Source organism: Frondihabitans sp. PAMC 28766, assembly GCF_001577365.1.
GTDB lineage: Bacteria > Actinomycetota > Actinomycetes > Actinomycetales > Microbacteriaceae > Frondihabitans.
In genome coordinates this window covers 2,160,145-2,186,928 of the sequence record NZ_CP014513.1, presented here as the reverse complement: position 1 = coordinate 2,186,928, position 26,784 = coordinate 2,160,145, and the positions used below count along the sequence as shown (strand labels likewise).

Here is a 26,784-nt window from a genome sequence, read left to right as displayed (position 1 = left end):
CTATCTCGCTGTGGAGAGAGCGCGGCCTGACGACCGGTTCGCTGCGCGTAGCATCGCGGAGTGACTCGACTCGCGCTCCACCGACTGTTCATCGTCATCGTCGTTCTGTTCATCGTGGCGGCGCTCGTGATGTACGTGCTCTCGATCGCGCTCGCCTCGCACGGCGGTGACACGGCACGCCGGTTCGACAGCTACGCGGTCTTCGCCTTCATGGGCGCAGTGCTCTTCGGCATCATCGACTTCTTCATCCGCCCCGTGATGCGCGCGACGGCCGACGGCTCGCGCGACGTCGAGCACCCGCTCAACGGCTGAGCCGGGCGCAAAAGGAATCGACAGCGGAAACACGAACGCACCGCCCGGCAGGGTCCGGGGCGGTGCGTGCGTCGTGTCGGGATGGTAGTGCCGCCGAAGCGGCGGAGGTCACTCGCCGAAGCGAGCGGTGCCGGCCGGAGCCTGCGCGGCGAGGGTGTCGCGCTCGAGGCGCGACCCGGGGGCGTTGTCGATGACGGCGCCTGCGACACGCACGTTGCGGGCCATCAGCTTGACGCCCTGACGGAGGAACATGCCGAGCACGCCGACGACGCCGACCCAGAACAGCAGGCGCCCTTCGGAGCCGAGAAGCGAACCGGCGACGACAGCGGTCCACACGGCAGGCCAGACCAGAGCGGCGACCCAGCCGACCCGGTTGACGGACGAGTTCGGGGTACGGGCGACGTCCGCCACAAGGCGGTCACTGCCGCTCATACGGCTGTCGAAGACGGTCATGATGCTCCCTAGGCACTGCATCTTGTCACCCGGCGGGTGGCTGTAGATCGAATGTACCGAGTGGTGCACTTTCTCTGCGCCCCCCTCTCGTGGTGCCACCCGTTCGGGGGAGATCTGCGCAGCACCGGGGATCGGCGGGTCAGACCGGCCGATCGGACGACACAGTAGACAGGTCGGGCGCGAAAGTGAACTCGTGCGAGACGTGTCCCCCGATCAGAACACCGGGCAGCCAGTGCTTCGCGTCGTCCCACATCTCGTCGAGCGGCAGCGCTTCGACGTCGAACCAGACCGGGTCGAGCTCGTCGCTGGGGCGCGGCTCGCCGAGCCACGAGGTGACCACGAAGACGGTGGAACGCTGACTCCAGGCAGGGCGGTCGGGGAACAGGTAGTAGAGGTCGCCGCGGCGGTCGAGCGCGTCGCGGGAGACCGTGAGACCCGACTCTTCGTCGATCTCGCGCACCGTGGCATCCTGCGCGGTCTCGCCCTGTTCGAACTTGCCGCCGAGGCCGACGAAGAGACCCTCGCCGAGGCCCCGTTTCTTTCGGCCGAGCAGCACCTGCGTGCGTCCGTCGTGCTCGCGCAGGAGGTAGGCGACGCAGACGCGGCGGAGGGCGGCCTGCTGGCCGTGGGGCTCGTCTGACATGCGGTGCGCCTTCCCGTCGGGTTGCTCTGGCACCAAGCTTGCCAGGCGTAGCATCCTGCGAATGGACAACACCAGCCGCCCGGAGTTCCGCGGGGCCGGTCGCAGCCTGGAGGTGCTGCGGGCCGAAGCCCACGACGAGCTGCGCACCCTGATCGAGCTGCGGTGCCGCGCCGGTGAAGACCCCTGGGACGTCATCCCCGAGCTGCCCACCGTCGACGAACACGTCGTCATCAGCCTGCGAGCCGACAGTTTCGGGCACGCGGCCGCAGGATCATCGAGCGGGCTGGGCCTCGACGACGAGCTGGAGTTCTTGCGCGGCATCGCCCTCTGGCACCCCGAGTTGTCGCGTGCCGTCTGGTCGCTGATGGGGCGTCTCGAAGACGTCGGCCGTCGACCCTAGCGATGGGCTCTCGAGTGTCGGCGGCACTCCGTAGCCTGCTGGCATGACCCTCTGGACGACGCTCATCACCGTCGCCGTCGGCGCGTTCCTCGGCTCGGGGGCGGCGTTCGCGGCGAACCTCATCGCAGAGCGCATCAGCGACCGGCGGCGCGAGGCCGCGGCGCTCGACGAGCTCGTGCACGAGATCCACTTCCGTCGGGCGCTGCGGCGCATCGAGCCGCGGCTGAGCCCCCGAGCCGACGTGCTCGACCCCGAGTACGAGAAGGCGCGGCACTCCGCGGCGACGCTGCGGGGCGAGATCCGGCGGGCGCGGCGCCGACTCGGCACCGGGTCGAAGGCGATGCACGATCTCGACGTGATGACGATGGCCTGCAACACCTTCCTCGACGCCGCCGAGAGCGACCCCGCGGGCTACGAGCTGCAGCTGATGCAGCTGCAGTGGCGCCTCGCCGGGGCCGTGCACTCGATCGCCGCACGGTCGCCCCGCATTGGCGACCTCGAGCCGGGCGAAGCCGGGCTCTCCCCACCGCAGGCTACCGCCCGATGCCCGCGACCCTCGCCGATCCCGACCTGTAGCGCCCGGCCGGGAGGGCGCGGCCGGCCGGGCCCGTCCAGTAGCCTCAGGGCATGACGGAGCGCGACGAGACCGCCGCCGAGAAGCGGGCCAAGGGCAAGGACGTCGACGGGCTGAAGACGCTGCCCGGCGTGCACTCGGCCACGGGCGACGAGAAGGCCGGCACCGGCGACGACGAGACCGAGGGCGACGACCCGGCCGACGCGCACGTGGCGAGCGAGACGTACCCGTCGCATCCTGCGCCCGGCGGCCCGCCGAACCGGCACCACTGACGCCGCAGGCAGGCAGGGGCCTGACGGAGGGCGTCAGTAGGGTGGTGGCATGGCTCTCTCCGACGCACCGCACGCCCCAAGAAGCCCCTCGTCCGCTCGCACCACGGCCGGGACTTCGTCGACGACTACGAGTGGCTGCGCGAGAAGGAGAGCCCCGAGGTGCTCGCACACCTCGAAGCCGAGAACGCCTACGCCGAGCTGACGAACCGCCACCTCGAGGGCCTCCGCGAGACGGTCTTCGAGGAGATCAAGGGGCGGGTGCAAGAGACGGATCTCGGTGTGCCGACGCGCGAGGGCGGCTACTGGTACTACTCGCGCACGGCCGAGGGCAAGCAGTACGGCATCCAGTGCCGTCTGCCGATTACGGGGCCCGACGACTGGACTCCCCCGACCATCGAGGCCGGTCAGACCGCCGCGGGCGAGGAGGTGATCTTCGACGGCAACGTCGAGGCCGAGGGGCACGACTTCTTCTCGCTGGGCAGCTTCGACGTCACAGCCGACGGCACCCTGCTGGCCTATGCGGTCGACGTCGAGGGCGACGAGCGCTACACGCTGCGCATCCGCGACCTCCGCACCGGCGAGAACCTCCCTGACGAGATCGCCGAGACGGCACCGGGCGCGACCTTCGACGCCTCCGGCCACTACCTCTTCTACCCGACGGTCGACGAGGCCTGGCGCCCCGACACCATCTGGCGGCACGAGGTCGGCAGCCCGACCACTGGCTCCAGCGCCGCGCCGGACGTGAAGATCTTCGACGAGCCCGACGACCGCTTCTGGATCGGCGTCGGTCTGACGCGCAGTCGCCAATACCTGGTGATCGAGGCCGGATCGAAGATCACGAGCGAGGCGTGGCTGCTCGACGCGAACGACCCGACGGGCGAATTCCGCGTCGTCTGGCCGCGCGAGGAAGGCGTCGAGTACGACATCGACCACGCGATCGTCGACGGCAGCGACCGCCTGCTCATCACTCACAATGCAGGGGCCGAGAACTTCGAGCTGGTCGACGTCCCCGCCGACGACCCCACCTCGACGACCGACCGCCGCGTCGTCATCGCCCACAACGAGGCGCGCCGGCTCGAGTCGGTCGAGGCGTTCGCGGGGCACCTGCTCGTCGACTACCGCTCGGAGGGGCTGTCGCGCATCGCCCTGATCGCACTGCCGGGCGGCGGCGCCGGCTTCGGCGAGCTGACGACCCTCGAGTTCGACGAAGAGCTCTTCACGGCGGGCTGGAGCAGCAACCCCGAGTTCACCCAGGCCACCGCCCGCTTCGGCTACACGTCGTTCGTCACGCCGTCGACGGTGCTCGACCTCGACGTGGTCTCGGGCGAGCGCCGTCTGCTCAAGCAGCAGGTCGTGCTCGGCGACTACAGCGCGGCCGACTACGACGAGAGCCGCGAGTGGGCGACCGCCGACGACGGCACCCGCATCCCGATCTCCCTGGTGTGGCGCCGCGACGTGGTCGTCGAAGGGCGCCCGGCACCGTTGCACCTCTACGGCTACGGCTCGTACGAGCACAGCATCGATCCCGCATTCAGCGTCGCGCGGCTCAGCCTGCTCGACCGCGGTGTGGTCTTCGCCGTGGCTCACGTGCGCGGCGGCGGTGAGATGGGCCGGTCCTGGTACGAGAACGGCAAGACGCTCACCAAGCGCAACACGTTCACCGACTTCGCGGCTGTCGCCGACCACCTCATCGCCGAAGGCCGCACGACGCCGCAGACCCTCGTCGCCGAAGGCGGCAGCGCCGGGGGCCTGCTCATGGGCGCGATCGCCAACCTCGCCCCCGACCGCTTCGCCGGGGTGCTGGCAGCCGTGCCGTTCGTCGACGCGCTGACCAGCATCCTCGACCCCGACCTGCCGCTGACCGTGATCGAGTGGGACGAGTGGGGCGACCCCCTGCACGACCCGGAGGTCTACGACTACATGGCGTCGTACACCCCGTACGAGAACGTGCCGGCCGATGCGAGCGGCTACCCGAAGATCCTGGCGGTGACGAGTCTCAACGACACCCGGGTGCTCTACGTCGAGCCGGCGAAGTGGGTGGCGAAGCTGCGCGAGGCCGGCGCCCCTGTCACGATGAAGATCGAGATGCAGGCCGGGCACGGTGGTGTGAGCGGCCGCTACGAGTCGTGGCGCGAGCGGGCGTTCGAGATCGCGTGGATCCTCGACGTGCTCGGGCTCGCCGGCTAGGACGCGGTCGTGGGCGACTGGGTGGCGCTGCTGCGCGGCATCAACGTGGGCCGGGCCAAGAGGGTGCCCATGGCCGATCTGCGGGCGATCTATGCGGGTCTCGGCTTCACCGACGTCGCGACGATCCTGAACAGCGGCAACGCGGTCTTCGGGCACGACGAGACGACGGGCCCGGCCCCCGACGCGGCCATTCTGCGCAAGGCGGTGCAGGATGCCACGGGCGTCGACTCCGAGACGATCGTGCTGCCCGCAGACCGGTTCCGTCGCATCGCGGAGGCGAACCCGCTGCGACAGGGCGAGCGCGACCCGAGGCGCCTCGGGGTGTCGTTCGCGGCCGGCCCTCTCGACCCCGCCGCCGCCGACGTGCCCACCGGCATCGAGCCCGAAGAGCTGGTCGTGACGGCCGACGCCGTCTACCAGTGGCTGCCGAACGGCGTGCTCGCGAGCCCCGTGCCGCCAGGCTTCTGGAAGCGGCTCGGCAGCACGGTCACGTCCCGCAACGACGCCACGGTGCAGAAGGTGATCGCCCTCCTCGACGCGCGCCGCTGAGACCTCACAGAAGACCGATCCGAGGCGACGAACCCCGTCGATCCTGAAGTCTCGACTCAGAGGCGCTTCGAGAGACGCCTCAGATCGCGCAGCGAGTCCCGACGGTCGGCCGCCGCGACCATCGCGAGCACGCCGTAGCCGAACGTGTCCTCCTCGGCCCAGCGAGCAGTCTCGGTCGAGGCGACGATCCAGGCGCGGAAGTCGTCGGCGTCGAGAGCATCGCCGAGCGCGTCCTGCAGCGCGTGCGCGGTCTTCCGTGCATCGCCTGTCCCCTTCACCCCGGCGGCTTTCGCGGCCTCGAGGCCGTAGCGCAGGCGTCGTGCCGCCTTCCGGGCCGAGTGCAGGGTCTCGCGACGGGACGCGGACGCCTCCTCGTCGGTCGTCGGGACACCGGGACCCGTCGACGAACCCGGATCCGTCGACGAGCCCTGAACCATCGACGAACCCTGAACCATCGACGAACCCAGACCCGTCGACGAACCCAGACGGGTCGCCGCCCGAACGCGCCGCCGCGCCCGCTTCGCCTCTCGCATCAGGCTCTCCCGCACGAAGTCGTCCCGGTCGTCGTCGGCGTCGTCGCCGAGCGGCTCCGCCGTCGGCAGGGTCTCGAGCCGGTCGAGCAGCTCGAAGTAGGTCGGGTCGTCGAGGGCGCGCTCGAGGTCGCGCGCCGCATCGCGGGCCGATTCGCCGAGCGAGGCGCGCAGGCGCCCCAGGGTCTCGTGGGCGACGAAGCCCGCGGGGGCGGCGTCGGCGTAGTGGTCGAGCAATTCGCTCCGCACCTCGAGGTCGCGGCTCGCACCGGCGGCACGCCCGATCGACCTCAGTGCGTCGTCGAGCCAGCCCGCGTCGTCGTCGGCGACGACCCCGCGGTAGACGCGCAGCACGCTGCGCAAGCGGCGGATGGTGGTACGGAATCCGTGCACTGCATCCTGGTGACCCGATCGGGTCGCAGGATCGAGGGCCACCAGTTCGCGCGCAAGTCGCGTCACGGCCTCGACGACGAACGCTGCGGCCGAGTGCTTGCCCAGCGAGACCGGTTCGAGCGCCGTGGGCGCGGGCACCGACGAGCCGAGGCCGCGGGCGAGTTTCGACTTCGACGCCGACACCTCGGCACCCGACCTTTCGAGAGCGTCGGCGACAGCCTCCTGCAGGGCCTCGCCGTCGGTGCGGGCGATGCCGTCGGCGAGTTCGACCTCCCACTCGCGCCAGCTGCGCACGTCGGCGGTGTCGGGGTGGGCCGCGGTGACCTCGTCGTCGGCGAGCTCGGCCAGCTGCGCGCCGTCGGAGTCGAGCAAGCGCGTGACGGTGCGGATCGTCGTGAGCACCAGCACGGGGTGCACCGGGCGGCCTCGCAGCACGACCTCGATGACCCGGCGGAGCTCGGCGGGCAGGGGCTCGTCGGCATCCTGCCCCAGCGGCACGTGGATCTCGCGGCGAGAGCCCGCGTCGCTGCCCGGGAGCTTGGCGTGCCAGCCTGAGTCGTGGCCGCCTTCGCGGCGCCGCAGCGTGATGCGGCCTGCCAGCAGCAGGTGCTCGGCGGTGTCGAAGTACACGGCGCGCAGCGTGAACGGCTCGTCGACCTCGACCCGATCGACGGGGCCGACACCGGTGAGATCCGGCACTCTCACGAGGTCGCCCACGTCGTATTTGCGTTCGATCTCGAGCGATTCGGCTGTGGTCATCCCTCTGTTGTAGCGGGGTGCGGCAGGCGCCGATGGTTCGCAGGGCAAACGAGGGGACAATCGTCAGGCGGCGGGGTACGCGGCGGGCGTAGCCTGCGGGGATGAGCACCGTTGCCCCTTCCCTTCCCGGCTGGATGGCGCGTCAGCGCTGGTACGCGAGCAAGGGTCGGGCTCCGGTGCTGAGGGTGGTCGGCAGCATGGAGGCCGCCATCGACGACGGCCTCGTCATGACGCTGCTGATGATCGACGAGGCTCCGACCGTGCCGGTGCTCTACCAGGTGCCGCTCGTCGCCCGCACGACTCCGCTGCCCGGCGGCGACGCGGCTTTCATCGGCTCGAGCGACGGCCTGTACCTCTACGACGGCCCGCACGACCCGGTCTACGCCGCGGGCCTGCTCGACACTCTCGCGCGCCAGCGGCACGTCGACGGCTCCGACGTGGTCGCCGACGGGCACCTCGTGTCGGACCCGGGGCGTGTCGTGCGCTCGAAGGTGCTCGAGGGCGAGCAGTCGAACACCTCGATCATCTACGACGTCGTCGACTCCGATGGCGTCTCGTCGAAGGTGATCACGAAGGTCTTCCGGGTGCTGCACCACGGCGACAACCCCGACGTCACCTCGCAGGCGGCGCTGACGCAGGGCGGCTCGACTCGCGTGCCCGAGTCGTTCGGCTATCTCACGGCGTCGTGGCCCGACCCGGGCCGCTCCGAGGGGCAGGCTCACGGGCACCTCGCCTTCGCCCAGGAGTTTCTGGCCGGCAGCGAAGACGCCTGGCGGGTCGCCCTCGACGCCGCCCGCCACGGCATCGACTTCACGGCCGCCGCCCGCGACCTCGGCACCGCCACCGCCGAGGTGCACGCCACCCTCGCGGCCGAGCTCGGTACGGTCGAGGCCGGCCCCGACGAGATCGACTCGGCGCTCGAGAGCATGCGGCGCAGGATCACGACGGCCTCGCGCGAGGTGCCCGAGATCGCCGCGTTCGCCGACGCGGTGTCGCGGGTTTACGACGCCGCAGCCCTGGCGTCCTGGCCTCGCCTCCAGCGCATCCACGGCGACCTGCACCTCGGGCAGGCTCTCCAGTCGCCCGAACGCGGCTGGGTTCTGCTCGACTTCGAGGGCGAGCCGCTTCGGCCCATGCCCGAGCGGTCGCGGCCCGACGTCACCCTGCGCGACGTGGCGGGCATGCTGCGGTCGTTCGACTACGTCGCCGGGTCGCTGGCACAGGAGCGCCCGGCGGTCGACGCGGCGGCGTGGGCGCACGAAGCCCGGCGCGCCTTCGTCGACGGTTACGTCGCGTCGTCCGGTGTCGATGTGCGAGCCCAGCGGGCGCTGCTCGATGCGTTCGAGATCGACAAGGCGGTCTACGAGGCCATCTACGAGTCGCGCAACCGGCCCTCATGGGTGGGCATCCCGCTCGCCGCCGTCGGCCGTCTCGTCACCCGCTCGGCCGCCACCGCCTGACGCTCGCCGACCGTCCTGCGCCGTCGGGCAGGCCTAGGGGCGCGGCACGTTCCGCAGGTTCGACCGCGCCATGGCCACGGCCTCGCCTGCCCCGCCGTTCATCACGACCTTCGACATCGCGAGCGCGAAGCCCTTCACCTGCGCCCCGGTGATCGTCGGCGGCAGCGACAGCGCCCGCGGGTCGGTCGCGATGTCGAGCAGCGCCGGCCCGTCGTGCCCGAGCACCGACTGCATCGCGGCCTCCAGCTCGGCCGGGTCGTCGACGTGCACCGCGTGGATCCCGAGCGCCCGGGCCACGGCCGCATATTCGGTGTTCGGCACATCCACCCCGAAGTCGGGGAACCCGGCCACGAGCATCTCGACCTTCACGAGCCCGAGCGTCGAGTTGTTGAACACGATGATCTTCACGGGCACCTTGTACGTCGCCACCGTTATGAGTTCGCCGAGCAGCATCGACAGCCCGCCGTCGCCCGACATCGACACGATCTGCCGGCCGGGGTAGGCGAAGGCCGCACCGACAGCCTGCGGCAGGGCGTTCGCCATCGACCCGTGCAGATACGAGCCGATGATCCTGCGCCTGCCGTTCGGGGTGATGTAGCGGGCGCTCCACACGTTCGACATGCCGGTGTCGGCCGTGAACACCGCGTCGTCTGAGGCGTACTGGTCGAGCAGCGACGCCGCGTACTCCGGGTGGATCGGCCGGATCTTCGTGGCGTCCTTCGTGTACGACCCGACGACGCCGTTCATCAGCTTGTCGTGCTTCTTGAGGAGGCCGTCGAGAAAGCGCGTGCTCTTCTTCGGCTTCACCAGCGGCAGCAACGCTTCGATCGTGGCGGCCACGTCGCCGTGCACCGGCACGTGCACGTCGGCCCGCCGACCGATGTTCGCGGCGTTCGCGTCGATCTGCGCGATGACGACCTTCTTGCCGTCGGGCAAGAACTGGTCGTAGGGGAAGTCGGTGCCCACCATCAGCATGAGGTCGGCGTCGTGGATGCCGGCGTGGGCGGCGCCGTAGCCGAGCAGCCCGGTCATGCCGACGTCGAACGGATTGTCGTACTGGACGATGTCCTTGCCGCGCATCGAGTGCCCGACCGGGGCCTTCAGCGCCTCCGCCAGCGAGATCACGAGGTCGTGCGACCCGATCGCCCCGGCGCCGACGAACATCGCCACCGCCTTCGCCTGGTTCAGGGCGTCCGCGAGAGCCTCCAGGTCGTGAGGATCCGGCACCAGACGGGCCGGGCGCGTCGCCACGTACGCCGGAACATGCCCGCCCGCCTCGAACTCCGCGATGTCGCCGGGCAGCGTGATCACGCTCACCCCGTTGCCCGCGAGTGTGTGCCGGATGGCGCTCGCGACCACGCGAGGCGCCTGCTCGGCGGTCGAGATCATCTCGGAGTAGCCCGAGCACTCGGTGAAGAGCCGGTCGGGGTGCGTCTCTTGGAAGTACGACATGCCGATCTGCGACGCGGGGATGTGGCTGGCGATGGCGAGCACCGGCCCGCCCGAGCGGTGCGCGTCGTACAGGCCGTTGATCAGGTGGAGGTTGCCCGGCCCGCAGGATCCTGCGCACACCGCGAGCTCGCCCGTCAGCTGCGCGTCGGCGGAGGCCATGAACGCCGCTGCCTCCTCGTGCCGCACGTGGATCCAGTCGATGCCGCCCTTGGCGGAGCCCCCGGTACGTCGCACCGCGTCGACGACGGGGTTGAGGCTGTCGCCGACGATGCCGTAGATGCGCTTCACCCCCGCGGCCACGAGCTGGGCGATGAGCTGGTCGGCGATGGTCTCTGCCATGGGTGGGCCTTTCGGTCGGGCGGTCTGCGTGTCTTCCTCCTAGTGAACTCCGCATCTCGACGCGTACTCTGGAGTCATGCCTGCTCCCACTGAATACGTCCCCGCCGCCGGGACCATCACGATGTTCTCGACCGGCTGGTGCGGCTACTGCGCCCGCCTCAAGCAGCAGCTGACCAAAGACGGCATCGACTTCACCGAGGTCAACATCGAAGAGGTGCCCGGCACGGCCGAGATCGTCGAGAGCGTCAACGGCGGCAACCAGACGGTGCCGACCGTGATCTTCCCCGATGGCTCGAGCGCGACGAATCCGTCGCTCGCCGATGTGAAGGCCAAGCTCGCGGCGTAACCCGTTTGAGGGCTGCTACGTGTAGTCGTCCGGGTGATCCGTCCCCAGGATGCGACGCGGCTGAGACTTCCGACGGCCGTCGGCCTCGAGATGGTCGGGCACGTCGGGCGCCGTCTCGATTGCGGCTGTCGTGCGCCCGAGCGCCGCGAGCAGAGTGAACGGCGTCACGACGGTGGTGATCGCGCCGAACGCACCGGCGAAGACGCCGAGGTGAGGCAGCAGCGCGATGGCGGCCAGAACGAACGGCACGAACCACGTCGCCCCGGCGAGGGTGCCCACGATCGTCCGCGGCGCGATCGCCCGGTAGATCCGTGCGCGGTCCGCCGCGGCCAGTCGCTTGGCGATGGGCGTCTGCGGCTCGCGCCCCTCGGCCCACGCGCGACGGATCTCGTCGTCCGAGAAGTCGCCCGGCATGGATCCTGCGCCTTTCACGCGTTCGACCTCGCCGACAGGCGGTCGCCAGAGGCGCAGCAGCACCCATGAGACGATCTGAGCGGCGAAGACCCCGGTCGCCAAGGCCAGCAGGATGGCGCCCGCCTCGTTCGCGACATCCGTCCGGGCGTAGAGCAGGTGCGACGCCGCCGATACGACCACCCCCACCGCCGATGCGGAGCCGAGCAGAGCCCGTCGGCGGCGCGACGTCAGCACCTCGTCGGCGAACGGCCGGAAGAGACGCCAACCCTCCGCGATGTCGGCCCGTTTCGTGATCCTGCGCGGCTTCGTCGCCCCCTTCACGGTCATGGCCGCGACGCTAGCAGAGCTTCGATCGAGGCGGTATCGCCCGCGGGTCAGTCAGCGGATGGGCCGATGAACTCGACCGCGTTGCCGTCGGGGTCCTTGATGTTGAGCACCGTGCCGTAGGGAGCGTCCGTGAGGTCGCCGGCGATTCCCGCGGCCTCGAGCCGCTGTTGCAGCGCGAGGACCCCGACCCGGCTGGGCACCGTGAAGCTCACGTGGTCGAGGCCCGGCAGCAGGTAGTCGAAGCGACCCGGCTTCTTCTCGCCGTACTCGGTCACACCGAAGACCTGCCCGCCGCCGACGGCGAAGATCTTGCGGACGAAGCCGTCGGTGACGAGCTCGGTGACGGGGCTCGCCTCGAAAACCGTCTCGTAAAAGGGCACGCTCTGCGCGTGATCGGTGACGGTGAGCGCGACGTGGGCGTATCCGGTGAATTCGGGCATGCCTCGAGTGAACTCGCGTCGGCCTGGCGTTGTCCCCAAAAGCGCGTTTGCCGGACTTCTCTCCACAGGGCGCCTCTCGCGGCACCGCGCGTCGCTCGGGCACCGGGCAGGGTCGCAGGATGCCATCGCCTGCTCCCACCCCCGACCCCTCGCTGCTCGTGCGCTCGACGTTCGACGACACCACCGTGCGCCGCGCGCACCTCCGCGGCGACCTCGTCCGCTTGACGGCGGGGCGCTATCTGCGCCGCTCCGACTGGGACTCCTTCGACCCCGCCTCTCGCCACGCCATGACGGCGATCGCCGCCGTTTCGTGCCTGCGCTCCTCCCCTGTCGTCGTGTCCCACGCCTCGGCCGCGGCCTTCTGGGGCTTCCCGCGGCTCGGCCCCTGGCCCGCTCGCACCCACGTCCTCGACCCGGCCCTTTCGACCGGCAAGGTGGGCAGATATGTACAGCGTCACGCAGGCGCGCTCCCCGACGGGGACGTCGTCGAACGGTACGGCGTGCTCGTCACGTCACCAGAGCGGACGGCTCTCGATCTGGCGGTCTCCGCTACGTTCCGGCAGGCGGTCGTCTCACTCGACCACGCCTACCGCACGGGTTTGGCGTCGCCCGACGCCCTGCAGGACCGACTGGCTCGCCGGACGTCGACCCGTGGCCGAGCAAAGGCGGCGACCGCCATCGAGTTCGCTTCAGCGAAGGCGAACCGCCCCGGCGAATCCCTCAGCCGTGTCGTCATGCACGAGACGGGCGTCGCTGTTCCTTGTCTGCAGCGGTCGTTTCGTGGGCCTCTCGGGCAGAAGGCCGATGTCGATTTCTATTGGGACGACGTCCGCGTCGTGGGCGAGTTCGACGGGAACACGAAGTACCGCGACTCCGAGAGGTGGTCCGGGTTGCCGCCGGAGGAAGTCGTCATCCGAGAGAAGGACCGCGAGAACTGGCTCAGGGCCCACCCGGAAGTCGACGGGTTCGTGCGCTGGACGTGGCGTGACGTCGTCACGCCAGGAGCCCTGCCCAGCCTGCTCCGCCAGCACGGCGTGCCTGTGCGAGCATGAATCCGATCTCATGCAGAACACCGTGACTAGTTCGGGCATTTTGCGTGAAAGCGGATTCCTGCCCTGCGGGGCGGGGCGGGGCGGGCGGGGCGCGGGGCGGGGCGGGGCGGCGAGACGCGGGGCTAGCGGCGGCGCTGGGGGGCGGCGCGGCGCGCCGACGGCGACGCCTCGAGCGCCTCGGTGAGGAGGGCGACGAGCGCGCCCAGCTGCACGTCCGCCGAACTCGTGATCTCTTCGTCCGACCCGTCGAGGGCCCTTGCGGCGAGCCCGGCCTTCGAGTCGATCAGCTCGGCGATCTTCATGTCGATGGTCTGCGCGGCGATGACGCGCCACGCGGTCACGGGCTCCTCCTGGCCGATGCGGTGCACGCGGTCGATGGCCTGTGTCTGCTCGGCGTCCGTCCACGAGAGCTCGGCGAGCACCACGTTGGAGGCGACCTGCAGGTTGAGGCCGACGCCGGCGGCCGTCAGCGAGCAGACGACGACCTCGACCGAGGGGTCGTTCACGAAGGCGTCGATGTTTTTCTGGCGCACGGTCGGGGTCTGGTCGCCGCGGATCGACGCGTAGGAGATGCCGCGCTTCGCGAACACCTCTGAGGCTGTGTCCATGACGTCGATGTGCTTCGCGAAGAAGACGACCTTGCCGACGTTGCGAGCCAGTTGCGCGGTGTAGTCGGCTGCGAGACCGGCCTTGGCCTGGCCGATCCTGCGCACCATGCTGAACACGTTCTCGCCGGTCTTGGCGGTGTCGCCGTCTTCGAGCTCCCACTTGGCGACCTGGCGCACCAGGTCGTGGTCGATGCCCTCGACGCGGACACCCGAGGTGCGCGTGGCGAGCGCCTGCTGGTAGCGGGCCACGAGCTTCTTCGAGAGCTCGCGCTCGGCCTCGCGGATCGAGCGGCCGGCCTCGTCGTCGAGCTCGACGGGAAGATCGGCGATGCGGCGGGCGGGGATGTCTGCTGCGACGTCGACCTTGCGGCGGCGAACGATGCCGAGGTCGATGACGCTGGCGCGGGCGGAGGCGAAGAAGCCGGGCTCGGCCGGGGTGAGGCCGGTCTCTTCGAGGGCCTCCATGAGCGCAGGCCCGGGCTTCTTGTCGTCGATCCAGCCGAGGAACTGCCAGATGGCCCGGAAGTCTTCGATGTCGTTGATGAGCGGGGTGCCGGTGAGCGCCATGAGCAGCGGGTTCGCCAGGCGAGCCCGGATCTTCGCGGAGAGCGCCAGGACGTTGCGCGAACGCTGCGACTCTTTGTTCTTGATGAAGTGCGCCTCGTCGACGACCATGCCGCGGAAACCGAGGTCGCCGAGCCAGCCGACGTGGCGGTCGAGCACCTCGTAGTTGACGATGACGATGTCGGCGAAGCCGTCGATGTTGTGGCCGTCGCCGTGGATCACGGTGGCGGTGCGGGAGGGCGTCCACAGCCCGACCTCGCGGGCCCAGTTCGTCTTGACGACGTTGGGCACGACCACGAGAAGCGGGTAGGCGTCGGCGGCCTGAGCGGCGAGCAGCGACTGGGCGGTCTTGCCGAGGCCGGGCTCGTCGGCGAGGAGGAAGGTGCGGTGGCCCTCGCGGGCGGACTCGACGACCTGGGCCTGGTGGCGCATCAGCTGGACGCCGCCGGGGGCGCGGAGGGACGTGGGCTCGGGCAGGGCCATGCAGGCCGAGACGCCGCCGGCGCCGTATTCGAACGACTTGAAGAGGGGCCCGAAGAGCTCCCAGTTGGCGAGGCGTCGCGGGTGCGCCTCGCGGTGCTCGGCCAGCGAGAAGTCGGGGGCGAGGAAGGGGTTCGCGAGCTGGCGCGAGACGACCGACTGCGGCACGACCTGGCGCTCGGTGGCGACCGGGACGGGCGCGGCCTCGGTCGTGATGATGAGGTCGTCGGGGGTCAACTCGGCGCCTGCGGCCATGAGCATGTCGCGCTTCAGCGACTTCGCCGTGTCGGAGACGACGGCCTCTTCGGCCAGCAGGGCGATGAGCGAAGTATCGCGGGCGGCGGCCTTGGCGAGGATCGTCGCGACGCCGTCGAGGCGCTTCAGCTGCTCGGCGCGATCGGCGTCGGTGATGGTCTTGTCCGCTTTGACGCGGGCGCGCTCTTCGCGCATCAACAGCGCGACGACCTGGAACTTCGTGCGACCGGAGGGCTTGACCGGGCCGCGCTGGGCACCGGCCTCGACCTCTCGCACGGCCTTCGCGAGGACGGGGATGATGCCGTCGTTGTCGAGGTCGCGCACGCGGCGGTGGTTGCCGGAGCGGGTGGCGGTTCGAGTACCGCCGGACTGGCGCTGGCCTGGTCGAGCCAAGGCTCCTCCTCAGTGTTGCCTGGGATCAGGATCACGGCGACTCGCCTGCGAACCCGCGCCCGAAGCCGGGAATGACCGTGCCGGGCCGTGGGGCGACCGGGCACTCAGAGTGATGCAACTGGAAGACGCCAGCGATGGCGGCCCCAGGATGCGACGTGTCGGGATTCGATGACCCCGCCGCGCTCACGGCGACTGTCGCGAGAGCGGAATCCGCATGACACCCCACTCGAGACGAGCCTGTGAAAGGTGTGTCGGGTGATGGTGCTGTCAGCAGTTTACGCCCCTGCCCACCCCCGGCGCCACCACCCGAACGGGCGCGTCGCCCTCAGGAGTCGAGGCCGCGGAGGCCTCGCTTGGCGGGGCCCTCGAGGACGGCGCCGTCGGGCGCGAAGCGGCTGCCGTGCAGCGGGCAGTCCCAGGTGCGCTCGAGGTCGTTCCAGGTGACCACGCCGGCGAGGTGAGGGCACGCGCCGCTGACGGCGCAGGTGGCTCCGTCGACGGTCGAGCGCGCCACGGGGCGGAAGCCCTCGCTGCCGACGCGGCCGCGCCCTTCGGACGGAGTCTCGCCAGGCAGCAGCGGGTTCGTGAGGGCCTTGGCCCAGCCTTTGGCGAACCACCAGGCCACCGCGGCGTTCTCACCGAGCCCGGCTGCGATCGCGGGAGGGAGGGTCGCACGGTGGTGGATGGCCGTCATCCAGTCGGAGTTGTCGCCCATCACGTCGGAGACGAGCATGCGGGCGGCCGACACGGCGTTCGTCATGCCCCACGAGTCGTAGCCGGTGGCGAGGAAGATACGGCCGCGGCCACGGGGCAGATAGCCGACGAAGGGCACGCCGTGCGGCGTCGCGTAGTCCTGACCGCTCCAGGTGCGGCGGGCGCGGGCGTTCGGCCAGTGCGACTCCGTCCACTGGGCGAGGTCGTCGGCCAGCGCGCTCTCGGAGGCGGCTCGCCCGGTGCCGTGCGTGTTTCCTCCCACCACGAGCTGGTCGCGATAGCGGCGCACCGACCGACTGGGCTCGTCGACCGACTGGTACATCGCGCTCGGCAGGTTGGTCTCGTCGACGTCGGCGAACGCGATGCCGAAGCTGCGGCGCGGCGCGATCTTGGCGAAGTAGAGGCCCCGGTCGAGGATGGGTGCGCCGGTGGTGAGGTGAACGCGTTCGGAGCGGACGTCGCCGAGCGAAGTGTGCGTGACGGCCGGGTCGCCCGCGTCGACGCCCGTGACGTGGGCGTTCTCGACGATGACGCCGCCGAGGGCGCGTACGTCGGCGGCCAGCGCGGCCACGAGCTCGACCGGGTCGACCTGCGCCTGGTCAGCCAGCCGGACGGCGCCGATGGTGGCGAACGGCACGTCGACGTCGACGGTCTTGGCGAGGTCGAGGCCCGCGGCCCGGCCGATCTGATACTCGGCGTCGATGCGAGCGAGGCCGCGTCGCCCGACGGCGTAGCTGTAGGCGTCGCGGCGTTCGACGTCGACGCCGGCCGTCTCGGCGTAGTCGATCAGCCAGTCGAAGGCCTCGCGGTTGCCCTGCACGTAGGCGTCGACGATGCCCTGGTAGGTGCGGCGGCGGATCTTCTGCAGCTGCGCGCCCTGCAGGAGGCTCACCATCGCCGACGACGACGCGGTCGCGAGCCCGCCGACGTTCTGCGCCTCGAGCACGGCGACAGTGTGGCCGCGCCGGGCGAAGAGGAGGGCGGTGACGAGCCCGGTGAGACCGGCGCCGACGATCACGTCGTCGTAGGTCGCGAGCGGCTCGAACTCGTCGGTGGGGATCGTACGGGGCCTGTCCAGCCAGAGCGACGTCATTGCTCCACGCTAGGCCCGGGGGCTGAAACCTGACCGGGCGCGGAGGCCTGACCGGGCGCCGAGGCCTGACCGGGCGCCGAGGCCTGACCCGCCACCCGCGGCCACAGCGTGCCCTCGGCGGCGTCGATCAGCTGGTGCGCCTTCGCCCGGCCGATGTCGGTGCCGAGCGTCGCCTGCCCGCCGGCGTGGGCGAGCAGCTGCGAGGCGATGGTGGTCGGCAGCCGGTCGGCGATTGCGGGCAGGCGAGTCATCCACGAATCGACGACGTCGTCGGCGATGCGCTCACAGGCCCGAGCCGCAGCGGTCTCGCCGTTGCCGCGGTGCCACTGCGCCGTCACGACGAGGTGGGCGACGAGGGCCCCCGCGTCGCGTGCCGGGTGCCCCCAGCCGGCCGTGTCGATGTCGAGCAGCCCGGTCACCCGCGTGGGGTCGTCGGCGTCGACGAAGAGCTGCTCGAGGTGCAGGTCGCCGTGCACGACTTGGCGTTCGTCGGGCGACCAGGTCGCTCGGCGAGCCTCGATCTCGTCATAGAGGCGCAGGATGCGGGGCTGGTCGCCCGGCAGCGACGTCGCGAGCGATCGGCGGTGCCACGCCCCGTTGTCGAGGGCGTCGGCCTGGGCCCGCTGGGTCAGGTGCACCGACGCGACCGCCTGGCCCAGTTCGACGAGGTGTTCGACGAAGCCGGGGCGCTCGGCGATCTCGACGACGTGGAGGCCCGCGGGCACCCCGTGCACGCGCTCGAGCACGAGCAGCCCGTCGGGCCGGACTGCCAGCACGCCGGGCACGGGCAGCCCCTGCGCCGCGAACGCGGCGTGCTGCGCGGCGATGGGCTCGGCGCGCGACGGCCGCACGACCTTGACGAAGAGGGTCCGCTCGCGGGCGTCGACCCGGATGACGGCGCGTTTGCCGGGCCGGTAGGCGGCGACGGTCAGCTCGGGCTCCGAGACGGCGATGCCGACCTGGGCGAGCAACTCGACGACGCGCTCGGGGTAGGTGACGGCGGCGAGCGCGGGCAGCGCAGGATCCGACGGGTAGGACCACACGCGCACCGGCAGCCCGGTCGCCGGGTCGGTCACGACCGCTCCCCCGTCGGTCGGCCCGGGCGCGCCGTCGCGCACGCACGCCTCGACGGAGGCCTGGTCGGTGTCGACGTAGGTCAGGAGGGTGGAGGCGAGGCCGTCGGCGTCGAGCGTGTCGACCTCGTAGCCGAAGAGGTAGCCCCCGCCGGACGGCTCCACCGAGTGCGGTCGGAAGGCCACGACGGTGAGCCCGTCGTCGGCGAACGCCGCGGGGAGGATCTCGCCGGAGTCAGGCCACACACCTGCAGTCAACCCGAACCTCGACGATTCGTCACGATTGGCCGGGCGACTCGCCGGGGTGCCGACGCCCCCGGGGTCGCTACCCTCGTGAGGTGGCTGTTCCTCCCGCCGTCAATCCGGCACGTCTCGTGTCGCGACTGCGCCAGCCCAATCGGCTTCCCTTTCTCCAGGTGATCAAGACCTCGATCGCGGTCTGCGCGGCCTGGGCTCTCTCGTTCCTCGTCCTCCATCAGTCGCTGCCGACGTTCGCGGCCATCGCCGCCCTGCTGGTGGTGCAACCGAGCATCAACCAGTCGTTCGGTCGGGGTCTCGAGCGCAGCGCCGGGGTGGTCATGGGCGTCGCCCTCGCCTACGTGGTCGGGCTCGTGCTGGGCCACCGCTTCACCTGGATCGTGCTGGTCGCCATCGTGCTGGCGCTCCTGCTGGCCTGGGTCTTCCGGCTGACACCGACGTCGTCGACCCAGGTGCCGATCTCGGCGATGCTCGTGCTCGTCGTCGGCACCGTCACGCCCGGCTACGCGTTCGACCGGATCATCGAGACGATCATCGGCGCGGCGACGGCGCTCGCCGTGAACGCTCTCATCGTGCCGCCGGTGCTGGTCGCGCCGGCGCATCTGGCCCTGGGCCGCCTCGCCCGCGACACGGCGACCTCGCTCGACGACCTCGCCGGCGCCCTCGAGAGGCCCACCGAGGGCCCGAACCTCGACGCCATGCTGCTGCGGGCGCGCGAGCTGCGCACGCTTCAGGCGCGGGCGACCGCCGCCGTGAAGACCGGCGAGGAGAGCCTGACGCTCAATCCCCGCGCAACGCAGCAGCGTCGCATCCTGGAGGCCGACCGGGTGCAGCTCGGCGCGCTGTCGAATCTCGTGCACCGGGTCGTCGCGATGACTCGCACCCTTCGCGACAACTACGACCCCGAGCTGATCGACGACCCCGTCGTCGAGGGCATCGCCGACGAGCTGCGGCGAGCAGCGCACGACGTGAGGCTGCTGGTGCGCGAGCGCGAGGTGGAGGCGTCGCACGGCGAGCGGGTGAACCCCGCCCCGGTCGAGTTGCCGGCCCTCACCGCACCTCTCTCGGTGATGCGGCCGCCCGAGAACTGGATCCTGGTCGGGTCGCTGCTCGAAGACCTGCGCCGGGTGCGCGAAGAGCTCATCGACGAGTCGGAGTAGCCGGGGCGCTCGAGTCGGCACCGCGCAGAGCCGCCACGATCAGGGCGCGCCCCACCGGGTGCCCCAGCGGCCGGAAGTGCCCGTCGAGCGGCACCTGCACATTCGCCGCCCCCTCGAGGTGGCTGCCGTCGGGCACGTGGCCGTCGAAATCGGCGTGCACCGAGGTGATGCGGGCGTTGACGTCGACGAGCGAGCCCAGGCGGGTCAAGTGCGGATCGTCGGGTCGGAACACCCGGAAACCACGGGTGGGGACGTAACGCGCCATGCGCGACCCCTGGAACGGGCTGTTGACGGCGACCATCCTCGTGATCCTGCCGCCCGTGTCGGTGTCGAGCATCATGGTCTTGCCGACGACGCCGCCCTTCGAGTGCGCCAGGATCACGACGTCACGCAGGTCGTGGGCGTCGAGGATCGCCTGGGCCAGCTCGGCCGTCTCGGCGAACGGCCGGCGGTTGTGCGCCATCCCCGGCACCACGACGATCGGGTGGCCCTCGGCGTTCATGCGGTCGGCGAACCACCGGAGGCTCGTCCAGCGTTCGTAGACACCGGGAAGCAGGAGGATCGGGAAGCCGTCCCCCTCGCGATACGCCGCGGGCACCGAGCTGCCGAGCAGGCTGCGGGCGTGGATGCGCAGCGCGTACTGGTAGTCGAACGGCAGCATCCGGGCATAGTGCAGGACTCCACCGCGACGCATGCTTCGAGACTAGGCCGCGCGGGGCCGACGACTCTCAGTCGGTGACGACGACCGCGCCACGCGCCGCGTCGAGCAGCGTCGTCCAGTACTCGCCCCTGTAGTCGGCCCAGCGCGGGGGCCGGTCTTCGGCGGCGGCGATCACGTGCAGCGCCCAGTCGGCGTGTCCTTCGCGCGCGGCCGCGCTCGCGGCGTCGGTGACCATCCCCAGGACGTCATCGAAGACGCGCACCTTGTGCTCGAGGCTGAGGCCTTTCACCGCGTCTGCGGCGTGAAACGCACTCGTGAAGCCGCACTCGAGCCTCTTGATCGAGGTGGGCACCCGATCGTCGAATTCGACCTGCCCCGCCGCCCCGTCGCTCTGGATCGTCGGTCGTGCCATGGTCCGCCCCCCTCAAGGCCAGTGTGCGAGAACACTACACCGCCAGGGGTACATCCGCAGAGCGGTGATGGAGGGCACGCGCGTAGCGTCCGAGTCACGTCGGCGGCGAGAGTTCGCCCCGGCCCCCGATCGCAAAGGAGAAGCCATGTTCCAAGGCTCCGGAAAACTTCACGACAGCATGCAGGCCGTGCTCGTCGACCTCATCGAACTGCACATCCAGGGCAAGCAGGCGCACTGGAACCTGCTGGGCTCGAACTTCCGTGACCTGCACCTGCAGCTCGACGAGATAGTCGACGCCGCGCGCGGGTTCTCGGACGAGGTCGCCGAACGCATGCGCGCCGTCTATCTCGTGCCCGACGGCCGGTCCTCGACCGTGACCAAGCAGACCAGCCTCCCCGAGTTCCCCGAGGGTCCGGTGGAGACGACCGCGGTCGTCGACCTCATAGTCGAGCGGATGTACTCGGCCACCGACACGATGCGCAAGGTGCACGACGACGTCGACGACGAAGACCCGACCACCGCCGACGTGCTGCACTCCATCCTCGAGCGCCTCGAGCAGCTCGCCTGGATGACGGGCGCCGAGAACCGCCACCCCGAGAAGGACGCGAAGACTAAGGCGACCCGCGAGCGCGACGAGAAGGCCGACGAGGTCGGGCTCGACCGAGTCGGTGCGGTCGCGAACAGCTAGAGAGGATCCGTCATGGCAGAGAGCTACGAGTACGTCATCGTCGGTGGCGGCATGGTCGCCGACTCCGCGGCGAAAGGCATTCGCGAGAAAGACCCGGCAGGATCCATCGTGATCCTGAGCGAGGACGTCGACCAGCCCTACACCCGCCCGGCGCTCTCGAAGAAGCTGTGGACCGACCCCGACTACTCCCCCACTGACAACGACCTCGGGACCGCCGAGGCGACCGGTGCGGAGATCCGCTTGGAGACGACCGTGACCGGGATCGATCGGACGGCGCGCACCGTTTCGACATCGACCGGCGACACGATCGGCTACGGTCGGCTGTTGCTCGCCACCGGCGGGCGCCCGAAGACGCTCGACCTGCCGGACAGCGACCGTGTCATCTTCTTCCGCACGGCCGCCGACTATCGGCACCTGCGGGCGCTCTCGGGCTCGGGCAGGCACGTCGCCGTGATCGGGGGCGGCTACATCGGCTCGGAGATCGCGGCAGCCCTCGCACAGAACGACACGAAGGTCAGCATCGTCTTCCCCGACGCCGACCTCGGCGCCTCGACCTTCCCCGAGAAGGTCGACGAGAGGTTCGAGGCGCGCTTCCGTGAGCACGGCGTCGAGTTCTTCGCCGGGCGGCGGCTCGACAAGGGCGTGGCCCAGGGAGACGGCTTCCTGCTGACCCTCGACGACGGCTCCACGCTCGAGGCCGACGGCGTCGTCGTCGGCCTCGGCATCGCGCCGAACACCGACCTGGCCGAGGCTGCGGGCCTCACCGTCGACGACGGCATCGTGGTGGACTCGCGCCTGGCGACGATCGACCCGTTCGTCTACTCCGCGGGCGATGTCGCGAACTACCCCGACCCGATCCTGGGCCGTCGTCGCGTCGAGCACGTCGACAACGCGAACGAACAGGGCGCTGCCGTCGGCCGCATCATGGCGGGCTCCGACGAGAAGTACACGCACACGCCGATGTACTACTCCGACGTCTTCGACCTCGGCTACGAGGCGGTCGGCAAGCTGGATGCGTCGCTCGACACGGTCGAGGACTGGAAGGACGACGACTCGGTCGTCGTCTATTACCTCGACGAGGGTGTGCCTGTCGGCGTCCTGCTCTGGAACGTGTGGGACTCGACCGACAAGGCCCGTCAGGTGCTGGCCGAGGGGTCGGCCGTCACCGCTGACAACCTCGTCGGCCTCATCTAGTCGGCGAGCAAGTCGTCGGCGAGCAGGTCGTCGGCGAGCAAGTCGTCGGCGAGCAGGTCGTCGGCGAGCAAGTCGTCGGCGAGCAGGTCGTCGGCGCTCAGCCGAAGAAGCGTTGCGCCAGCCCCGGGCGGTCGAGTTCGTACGCGAACACGCCGCCCGAGGTGGGAGCCGCGTTCAGTTGATCCTCGGTGAGGTTCTCGCGGGCCGTGCCGATGAAGAGCGTGGTGAGGTCGGCGCCACCAATGGTGATGCCGGTGACGTTCGGCACGGGCACATCGATGTTCTCGATCAGCTGGCCGTCGGCCGACAGGTGCAGCACATGGCCCGAGCCGTAGTCGGCACCCCAGAACTCGCCGAGCGAGTCGCGCACGAGACCGTCGTGGCGGTGACCTGTCGACCAGGGCACCAGCTCGCCGAGCGGCCCGTCGGGGCCGTACGACGCTCGGTAGATCGTGCGTACGCGCGTGTCGGTCACCCACATCGTCGTGCCCTCGTCGTCGAACTCGATGCCGTTGACGGTGCCGAAGCCGCCACCGAGTTCGGTCACGTCGCCGTTCGGGCTCACTCGATAGAGCCCTGCGTCGGGCCCGTCCGCGTCTCTGTCCATGGCGCCGACGACGAAGTTGCCGAACGGGTCGCACTTGCCTTCGTTGAACCGGGTGCCGGGGTGCGCGTGCTCGACCCGGGCGACCGTGTCGAGGCTGCCGCCCTCGTCGTCGATCACCACGACGCGATCCTGCAGCGCGGCGACGAACCCGCCGCCCCGGCGCCGCTGGATCGACGCGAGCGGGGGCCCGACGGGCGTCGTGCGATCGGCGTCGCCGGTGGCCGAGGTGCGGTGCAGGATGCCCGGGGTGATGTCGGCCCAGACCAGCTCGCCCAGGTCGGCGTCCCAGACGGGGCTCTCGGCCAGGATGGCGCGGGCGTCGACGAACAGGCGGGCTTCGGGCATGGTGCTCACTTCGGTGGAGTCGAACGGGTGACGCTCTCAGCCTAAGAGGAGCACCGTGGACGGGTGACAGACACCGCTGAGGCTTTCACCGTGACCACGAACTTCCGGCCGCCGAGCGCGCGCGTGGACGGCTACGTGCCGCTGCGGTCGTACGCCGTGATCGGCGACGGGCGCACGGTCGCGCTCATCGCCGAAGACGGCCAGATCGACTGGCTGCCGATGCCCGAGATGTACACCGAGCCCGTCATCGCCGGCATCGTCGATGCGGGGCACGGCGGCCGGTTCGAACTGCGGCCCGTCGACGACGACTTCGAGGTCGACCGCTCGTACGTCGCAGGCAGCAACGTGCTCACCACCCGATTCCGCACGGCGACCGGCTCGGTCGAGATCACGGACGCGCTGGTCACCGGTGTCGCCGGCCGGCTCCCGTGGTCGGAGCTGGTGCGCCGGATCGACGGGCTCGAGGGGTCGGTCAAGCTCGCCTGGGCCGTCATCCCGGGCAACACCTTCGGCACGACGCCGATCCAGCGCATCGACACGGTTCACGGGCCGCTGTTGCGCGCCGGCGACATCAACCTGATCCTGATCGGCTCCGACCACGGTCGCACCGATCCGACCGAGGAGGGCGACGGCGAGGTCGTCGGCCCGCTGGAGTTCCGCGGAGCCTTCACGACGAGCCCCGGGTCGCACCACATCCTGTGCCTCTGCGGCACCGATGACGAGCCGATCCACATCCCGAACGCCCCGGTCGTCGATCAGGGCATCGACCGCACGATCGACAACTGGGCGCTGTGGTCGAAGAACTTCTCGTGGGACGGCCCCTGGGGTGAGGCGGTCACACGGTCCACGCTCGCCCTCAAGCTGCTCATCTACAGCCCGACGGGTGCTATCGCCGCCGCGCCGACCACGGGGCTGCCCGAGAACCTCGACGGCGGCAAGAACTGGGACTACCGGTTCTCCTGGGTGCGCGACCTCGCCTACACCGTGCAGGCGCTGCTGAACTTCGGGCTGCGGGAGGAGCCGCATGCCGCCGTGTCGTGGATCCTGAAGTCGTTGAAACAGAACGGCCGCGAGATGCACATCTTCTTCCGGCTCGACGGCAGCCTGCCCGACGGAGTGCACGAGACGCACTCGGAGGGGTGGCGCGGCATCGGCCCGGTCTATGCGGGCAACCCGGCGTCGGATCAGCTGCAGCTCGGCGTCTACGCCGACATCCTCGCGATCATGAGCCAGTACGCGTCGGGCGGCAACATCATCGACGCGTCGACCGACGACCTGCTCTGCGCCTTCGCCGACGACGCCTGCCGCAAGTGGCAGGAGAAGGACTCGGGCATGTGGGAGCTGGAAGACCTGCAGCACTACGTCTCGAGCAAGATGGGCTGCTGGCAGGCCATCGACGCGGCCTGCCACCTCGCCGACATCGGCCAGCTGCACCCCGACCCTGACGACCTCGCGCACTGGAAGAAGAACGCCGAAGCCATCAAGGAGTGGGTGGCTTCGAACGGCTGGAACGAGGAGCTCGGCGCCTACGTGATGTACCCGGGCAGCGACAAGCTCGACGCGTCGGTGCTGCTGCACGCCCCCACGGGCTTCGATCGGGGCACCAGGATGTCACGCACGATCGACGCGATCCGAGCCTCCCTCGGGCGCGGGCCCCTGCTCTACCGCTACACCGGCATGGACGCGGAGGAGGGCACGTTCGTCGCGTGCGCCTTCTGGGCCGCTGCTGCTCTCGCCTGCGTCGGTCGCCTCGACGAGGCGACCGCCCTGATGGACCAGCTCGTCGAGCAGGTCAACGACGTCGGCATGCTCGCCGAGATGATCGACGAGGACGGCGCCTTCATGGGCAACCTGCCCCAGGGCCTCTCGCATCTCGCCCTCGTCAACGCCGCCATCACGATCGACACCCTCACGCGCGCCGCCGCCGAGCGCTCGTCGTCGGACACCGGCGCCTCCGCCGACGCCGACGAGCTCGGCGCCTGACCCGGCTCCGGCTCCGGCTCCGGCTCCGGCTCCGGGCAAGGGGTACTGCTTCTCGCGGGGAGACGGACTTCCCGATGAAACCGGGTGATCCGAACCGCCTTCCAGCGGGCGATGCACAGCCACCGCGAGACGAGGCCGTACCCCGGCGAGTGACTGGGGCGTAGCTTCGCGGGATGGCGGCGAAAGCATCGAAAGCAGAAAAAGCGAACCCGAGCCTTAAGGATCCCGGCCTCTATGCCGAACTACGGCAGGAGGGCAACTCCGAGACGAAGTCGGCGCGCATCTCGAATGCGGTCGCAGCCCGCGGCAGCAAGAGCGTGAGCCACAAGGGCGGCGAGAGCGGCTCGTACGACGACTGGACCGTGGCCGACCTCAAGAAGCGGGCGAAAGAGCTCGGCCTCACGGGCTACTCGTCGAAGAAGAAGGCGGAACTCGTGAAGGCCCTGCGGAACAGCTAGCCGGCCTTCTTCTTCGCAGCCGGCTTCTTCGCGGCCGGCTTCTTCGCGGCGGGCACCGACGACGTCTTGCGCGTCGGCTTCTTGGCCGTCGAAGCACGGTTCTTCTCGACCGAGGCCCGCAGCGCGTCCATGAGGTCGATGACCTCGCCCGACCCCGACCCCGACCCCGAGCCGTCGTCGCCCTCCGACGAGGATTCGCCGAACGTCGCCTCGGTGTCGAGCGCCTCGCCCTCCTTCAGTTTCGCGTCGATCAGCTGCTGCAGCTCGCGCTGGTAGTCGTCGCTGAAGTCGGCGGGCTCGAAGTCGTCGGCCAGGCTGTCGACGAGGCTGGCCGACATGTCGAGCTCTTTGTCGGAGATCCTGGTGCTCTTCGAAAGCGACGGGAAGTCGGCCTCGCGCACCTCGTCGTCCCAGAGCAGCGACTGCAGCATCAGCACCTTGCCGCGCACGCGGAGGGCTCCGAGGCGCGTCTTCTGCCGCAGTGAGAAGTGCACGATCGCGGTGCGGTCGGTCTCTTCGAGGGTGCGGCGCAAGAGGACGTAGGCCTTGGGCGACGTGCCGTCGGGCTCTAAAAAGTACGAGCGGTCGAACATGATGGGGTCGAGCTGGTCGCTCGGCACGAACTCGAGCACGTCGATCTCGCGGCTCTTCTCCTCCGGCAGCGACTTGAGGTCGTCGTCGGTGAGCACCACGGTCTTGTCGCCGTCGTCGTAGGCCTTGTCGATGTGCTCGTAGTCGACGACCTTGCCGCACACCTCGCAGCGCCGCTGGTAGCGGATCCGGCCGCCGTCCTTGTCGTGCACCTGGTGCAGGGAGATGTCGTGGTCTTCGGTCGCCGAATACACCTTGACCGGCACGTTGACCAGGCCGAACGTGATTGCTCCTCGCCAGATGGATCGCATGCGGCCAGTGTCCACCCCGGCGCCGGGCACCGAC

26 protein-coding genes and 1 pseudogene are annotated in these 26,784 nt (G+C 70.3%); 14 read left to right on the top strand and 13 right to left on the bottom strand.

Annotated features, from left to right (window positions below):
- The first annotated feature begins 60 nt into the window (after positions 1-60).
- A complete protein-coding gene (locus tag AX769_RS10580; RefSeq protein ID WP_066279001.1) occupies positions 61-312 on the top strand; it encodes a hypothetical protein in 252 nt (83 codons plus the stop codon).
- A 108-nt stretch (positions 313-420) separates the two neighbouring features.
- On the opposite strand, the gene AX769_RS10575 is transcribed toward AX769_RS10580, so the two are convergent.
- Together AX769_RS10575 and AX769_RS10570 are read right to left on the bottom strand one after the other, a co-directional pair.
- Positions 421-765 carry a hypothetical protein gene (locus AX769_RS10575; RefSeq protein ID WP_157887567.1) on the bottom strand — a complete coding sequence of 115 codons (345 nt, stop codon included), beginning with the start codon at positions 763-765 and terminating at the stop codon, positions 421-423.
- A gap of 139 nt (positions 766-904) precedes the next feature.
- A complete protein-coding gene (locus AX769_RS10570) occupies positions 905-1,408 on the bottom strand; it encodes an 8-oxo-dGTP diphosphatase (protein ID WP_066278997.1) in 504 nt (167 codons plus the stop codon).
- Between the two features lie 61 nt (positions 1,409-1,469).
- Here AX769_RS10570 and AX769_RS10565 point away from each other — a divergent pair, with 61 nt between their 5' ends.
- The 5 genes and pseudogenes from AX769_RS10565 (at position 1,470) to AX769_RS10545 (ending at position 5,390) form a co-directional block, all read left to right on the top strand.
- On the top strand, positions 1,470-1,808 hold the full coding sequence (locus AX769_RS10565) for a hypothetical protein (protein ID WP_066278994.1): 339 nt from the start codon (positions 1,470-1,472) through the stop codon (positions 1,806-1,808).
- 43 nt (positions 1,809-1,851) lie between these two features.
- On the top strand, positions 1,852-2,439 hold the full coding sequence (locus tag AX769_RS10560) for a hypothetical protein (RefSeq protein WP_066278992.1): 588 nt from the start codon (positions 1,852-1,854) through the stop codon (positions 2,437-2,439).
- Complete coding sequence (locus AX769_RS10555; RefSeq protein WP_066278990.1) at positions 2,436-2,654, top strand: hypothetical protein; 219 nt, start codon at positions 2,436-2,438, stop codon at positions 2,652-2,654. The genes AX769_RS10560 and AX769_RS10555 overlap by 4 nt, the downstream gene beginning before the upstream one ends.
- 78 nt (positions 2,655-2,732) lie before the next feature.
- A pseudogene (locus AX769_RS10550) lies at positions 2,733-4,841 on the top strand (S9 family peptidase); the annotation flags it as partial.
- A gap of 9 nt (positions 4,842-4,850) precedes the next feature.
- The gene (locus AX769_RS10545) at positions 4,851-5,390 is read left to right on the top strand and encodes a DUF1697 domain-containing protein (RefSeq protein WP_082763717.1); all 540 of its coding nucleotides are present in this window, start codon (positions 4,851-4,853) and stop codon (positions 5,388-5,390) included.
- A gap of 56 nt (positions 5,391-5,446) precedes the next feature.
- On the opposite strand, the gene AX769_RS10540 is transcribed toward AX769_RS10545, so the two are convergent.
- On the bottom strand, positions 5,447-7,072 hold the full coding sequence (locus AX769_RS10540) for a CYTH and CHAD domain-containing protein (protein ID WP_066278985.1): 1,626 nt from the start codon (positions 7,070-7,072) through the stop codon (positions 5,447-5,449).
- 101 nt (positions 7,073-7,173) lie between these two features.
- Between AX769_RS10540 and AX769_RS10535 the strand changes: the two genes are divergently transcribed.
- Positions 7,174-8,532: a phosphotransferase gene (locus tag AX769_RS10535; protein ID WP_066278982.1), complete on the top strand. Its 1,359-nt coding sequence runs from the start codon at positions 7,174-7,176 to the stop codon at positions 8,530-8,532.
- A gap of 33 nt (positions 8,533-8,565) precedes the next feature.
- Here the strand turns inward: AX769_RS10535 and AX769_RS10530 are convergent, their stop codons facing one another.
- Positions 8,566-10,323, bottom strand: coding sequence for a pyruvate dehydrogenase (locus AX769_RS10530; protein WP_066278980.1), 1,758 nt, complete (start codon positions 10,321-10,323; stop codon positions 8,566-8,568).
- Between the two features lie 76 nt (positions 10,324-10,399).
- On the opposite strand from AX769_RS10530, the gene AX769_RS10525 reads away from it, so the two are divergent.
- On the top strand, positions 10,400-10,669 hold the full coding sequence (locus tag AX769_RS10525) for a mycoredoxin (protein WP_066278977.1): 270 nt from the start codon (positions 10,400-10,402) through the stop codon (positions 10,667-10,669).
- A 15-nt stretch (positions 10,670-10,684) separates the two neighbouring features.
- Here AX769_RS10525 and AX769_RS10520 read toward each other — a convergent pair whose 3' ends face one another.
- Together AX769_RS10520 and AX769_RS10515 are read right to left on the bottom strand one after the other, a co-directional pair.
- A complete protein-coding gene (locus tag AX769_RS10520; RefSeq protein ID WP_066278976.1) occupies positions 10,685-11,410 on the bottom strand; it encodes a hypothetical protein in 726 nt (241 codons plus the stop codon).
- A 47-nt stretch (positions 11,411-11,457) separates the two neighbouring features.
- On the bottom strand, positions 11,458-11,850 hold the full coding sequence (locus tag AX769_RS10515) for a VOC family protein (protein WP_066278973.1): 393 nt from the start codon (positions 11,848-11,850) through the stop codon (positions 11,458-11,460).
- 119 nt (positions 11,851-11,969) lie between these two features.
- Here AX769_RS10515 and AX769_RS10510 point away from each other — a divergent pair, with 119 nt between their 5' ends.
- Positions 11,970-12,902 carry a hypothetical protein gene (locus AX769_RS10510; RefSeq protein ID WP_066278970.1) on the top strand — a complete coding sequence of 311 codons (933 nt, stop codon included), beginning with the start codon at positions 11,970-11,972 and terminating at the stop codon, positions 12,900-12,902.
- Positions 12,903-13,024: 122 nt separating this feature from the next.
- Here AX769_RS10510 and AX769_RS10505 read toward each other — a convergent pair whose 3' ends face one another.
- The 3 genes from AX769_RS10505 to AX769_RS10495 all read right to left on the bottom strand — a co-directional run bounded on the left by AX769_RS10505 (position 13,025) and on the right by AX769_RS10495 (position 18,328).
- Positions 13,025-15,202, bottom strand: coding sequence for a DEAD/DEAH box helicase (locus AX769_RS10505; protein ID WP_066278968.1), 2,178 nt, complete (start codon positions 15,200-15,202; stop codon positions 13,025-13,027).
- A gap of 325 nt (positions 15,203-15,527) precedes the next feature.
- Positions 15,528-17,009, bottom strand: coding sequence for an FAD-dependent oxidoreductase (locus tag AX769_RS10500; RefSeq protein ID WP_066278967.1), 1,482 nt, complete (start codon positions 17,007-17,009; stop codon positions 15,528-15,530).
- Positions 17,006-18,328: a phosphotransferase family protein gene (locus AX769_RS10495; protein WP_066278965.1), complete on the bottom strand. Its 1,323-nt coding sequence runs from the start codon at positions 18,326-18,328 to the stop codon at positions 17,006-17,008. The genes AX769_RS10500 and AX769_RS10495 overlap by 4 nt, the downstream gene beginning before the upstream one ends.
- A gap of 92 nt (positions 18,329-18,420) precedes the next feature.
- Between AX769_RS10495 and AX769_RS10490 the strand changes: the two genes are divergently transcribed.
- A complete protein-coding gene (locus AX769_RS10490; protein WP_066278962.1) occupies positions 18,421-19,500 on the top strand; it encodes an aromatic acid exporter family protein in 1,080 nt (359 codons plus the stop codon).
- Here the strand turns inward: AX769_RS10490 and AX769_RS10485 are convergent.
- Positions 19,481-20,194, bottom strand: coding sequence for a triacylglycerol lipase (locus tag AX769_RS10485; RefSeq protein WP_157887566.1), 714 nt, complete (start codon positions 20,192-20,194; stop codon positions 19,481-19,483). The genes AX769_RS10490 and AX769_RS10485 overlap by 20 nt on opposite strands.
- A 34-nt stretch (positions 20,195-20,228) precedes the next feature.
- On the bottom strand, positions 20,229-20,573 hold the full coding sequence (locus tag AX769_RS10480; protein WP_066278954.1) for a hypothetical protein: 345 nt from the start codon (positions 20,571-20,573) through the stop codon (positions 20,229-20,231).
- A 145-nt stretch (positions 20,574-20,718) separates the two neighbouring features.
- On the opposite strand from AX769_RS10480, the gene AX769_RS10475 reads away from it, so the two are divergent.
- Both AX769_RS10475 and AX769_RS10470 read left to right on the top strand, forming a co-directional pair.
- Positions 20,719-21,261, top strand: a complete 543-nt coding sequence (locus AX769_RS10475) for a Dps family protein (RefSeq protein ID WP_239452008.1) — start codon at positions 20,719-20,721, stop codon at positions 21,259-21,261.
- A gap of 12 nt (positions 21,262-21,273) precedes the next feature.
- The gene (locus AX769_RS10470) at positions 21,274-22,455 is read left to right on the top strand and encodes an NAD(P)/FAD-dependent oxidoreductase (protein WP_066278951.1); all 1,182 of its coding nucleotides are present in this window, start codon (positions 21,274-21,276) and stop codon (positions 22,453-22,455) included.
- 97 nt (positions 22,456-22,552) lie between these two features.
- Here the strand turns inward: AX769_RS10470 and AX769_RS10465 are convergent, their stop codons facing one another.
- The gene (locus tag AX769_RS10465; RefSeq protein WP_066283492.1) at positions 22,553-23,407 is read right to left on the bottom strand and encodes an SMP-30/gluconolactonase/LRE family protein; all 855 of its coding nucleotides are present in this window, start codon (positions 23,405-23,407) and stop codon (positions 22,553-22,555) included.
- A 63-nt stretch (positions 23,408-23,470) separates the two neighbouring features.
- On the opposite strand from AX769_RS10465, the gene AX769_RS10460 reads away from it, so the two are divergent.
- Positions 23,471-25,390: a glycoside hydrolase family 15 protein gene (locus AX769_RS10460; protein WP_239452007.1), complete on the top strand. Its 1,920-nt coding sequence runs from the start codon at positions 23,471-23,473 to the stop codon at positions 25,388-25,390.
- A 173-nt stretch (positions 25,391-25,563) separates the two neighbouring features.
- Entirely contained in the window at positions 25,564-25,848 is a 285-nt protein-coding gene (locus AX769_RS10455; protein WP_066278947.1) for a Rho termination factor N-terminal domain-containing protein, read from the top strand.
- Here the strand turns inward: AX769_RS10455 and AX769_RS10450 are convergent.
- Positions 25,845-26,750 (bottom strand): Ku protein, encoded by a 906-nt coding sequence (locus tag AX769_RS10450; RefSeq protein WP_066278946.1) that lies wholly within the window; start codon positions 26,748-26,750, stop codon positions 25,845-25,847. The two genes, AX769_RS10455 and AX769_RS10450, sit on opposite strands and share 4 nt — an antisense overlap.
- Positions 26,751-26,784: the final 34 nt, after the last annotated feature.

Excerpts from the sequence above, each read along its gene's own strand:
- AX769_RS10575 (WP_157887567.1), bottom strand. The coding sequence starts at position 765 with ATGACCGTCTTCGACAGCCGTATGAGCGGCAGTGACCGCCTTGTGGCG.
- AX769_RS10570 (WP_066278997.1), bottom strand. The coding sequence starts at position 1,408 with ATGTCAGACGAGCCCCACGGCCAGCAGGCCGCCCTCCGCCGCGTCTGC.
- AX769_RS10565 (WP_066278994.1), top strand. The coding sequence starts at position 1,470 with ATGGACAACACCAGCCGCCCGGAGTTCCGCGGGGCCGGTCGCAGCCTG.
- AX769_RS10560 (WP_066278992.1), top strand. The coding sequence starts at position 1,852 with ATGACCCTCTGGACGACGCTCATCACCGTCGCCGTCGGCGCGTTCCTC.
- AX769_RS10555 (WP_066278990.1), top strand. The coding sequence starts at position 2,436 with ATGACGGAGCGCGACGAGACCGCCGCCGAGAAGCGGGCCAAGGGCAAG.
- AX769_RS10540 (WP_066278985.1), bottom strand. The coding sequence starts at position 7,072 with ATGACCACAGCCGAATCGCTCGAGATCGAACGCAAATACGACGTGGGC.
- AX769_RS10535 (WP_066278982.1), top strand. The coding sequence starts at position 7,174 with ATGAGCACCGTTGCCCCTTCCCTTCCCGGCTGGATGGCGCGTCAGCGC.
- AX769_RS10530 (WP_066278980.1), bottom strand. The coding sequence starts at position 10,323 with ATGGCAGAGACCATCGCCGACCAGCTCATCGCCCAGCTCGTGGCCGCG.
- AX769_RS10525 (WP_066278977.1), top strand. The coding sequence starts at position 10,400 with ATGCCTGCTCCCACTGAATACGTCCCCGCCGCCGGGACCATCACGATG.
- AX769_RS10520 (WP_066278976.1), bottom strand. The coding sequence starts at position 11,410 with ATGACCGTGAAGGGGGCGACGAAGCCGCGCAGGATCACGAAACGGGCC.
- AX769_RS10515 (WP_066278973.1), bottom strand. The coding sequence starts at position 11,850 with ATGCCCGAATTCACCGGATACGCCCACGTCGCGCTCACCGTCACCGAT.
- AX769_RS10510 (WP_066278970.1), top strand. The coding sequence starts at position 11,970 with ATGCCATCGCCTGCTCCCACCCCCGACCCCTCGCTGCTCGTGCGCTCG.
- AX769_RS10500 (WP_066278967.1), bottom strand. The coding sequence starts at position 17,009 with ATGACGTCGCTCTGGCTGGACAGGCCCCGTACGATCCCCACCGACGAG.
- AX769_RS10485 (WP_157887566.1), bottom strand. The coding sequence starts at position 20,194 with ATGCGTCGCGGTGGAGTCCTGCACTATGCCCGGATGCTGCCGTTCGAC.
- AX769_RS10480 (WP_066278954.1), bottom strand. The coding sequence starts at position 20,573 with ATGGCACGACCGACGATCCAGAGCGACGGGGCGGCGGGGCAGGTCGAA.
- AX769_RS10475 (WP_239452008.1), top strand. The coding sequence starts at position 20,719 with ATGTTCCAAGGCTCCGGAAAACTTCACGACAGCATGCAGGCCGTGCTC.
- AX769_RS10470 (WP_066278951.1), top strand. The coding sequence starts at position 21,274 with ATGGCAGAGAGCTACGAGTACGTCATCGTCGGTGGCGGCATGGTCGCC.
- AX769_RS10465 (WP_066283492.1), bottom strand. The coding sequence starts at position 23,407 with ATGCCCGAAGCCCGCCTGTTCGTCGACGCCCGCGCCATCCTGGCCGAG.
- AX769_RS10455 (WP_066278947.1), top strand. The coding sequence starts at position 25,564 with ATGGCGGCGAAAGCATCGAAAGCAGAAAAAGCGAACCCGAGCCTTAAG.
- AX769_RS10450 (WP_066278946.1), bottom strand. The coding sequence starts at position 26,750 with ATGCGATCCATCTGGCGAGGAGCAATCACGTTCGGCCTGGTCAACGTG.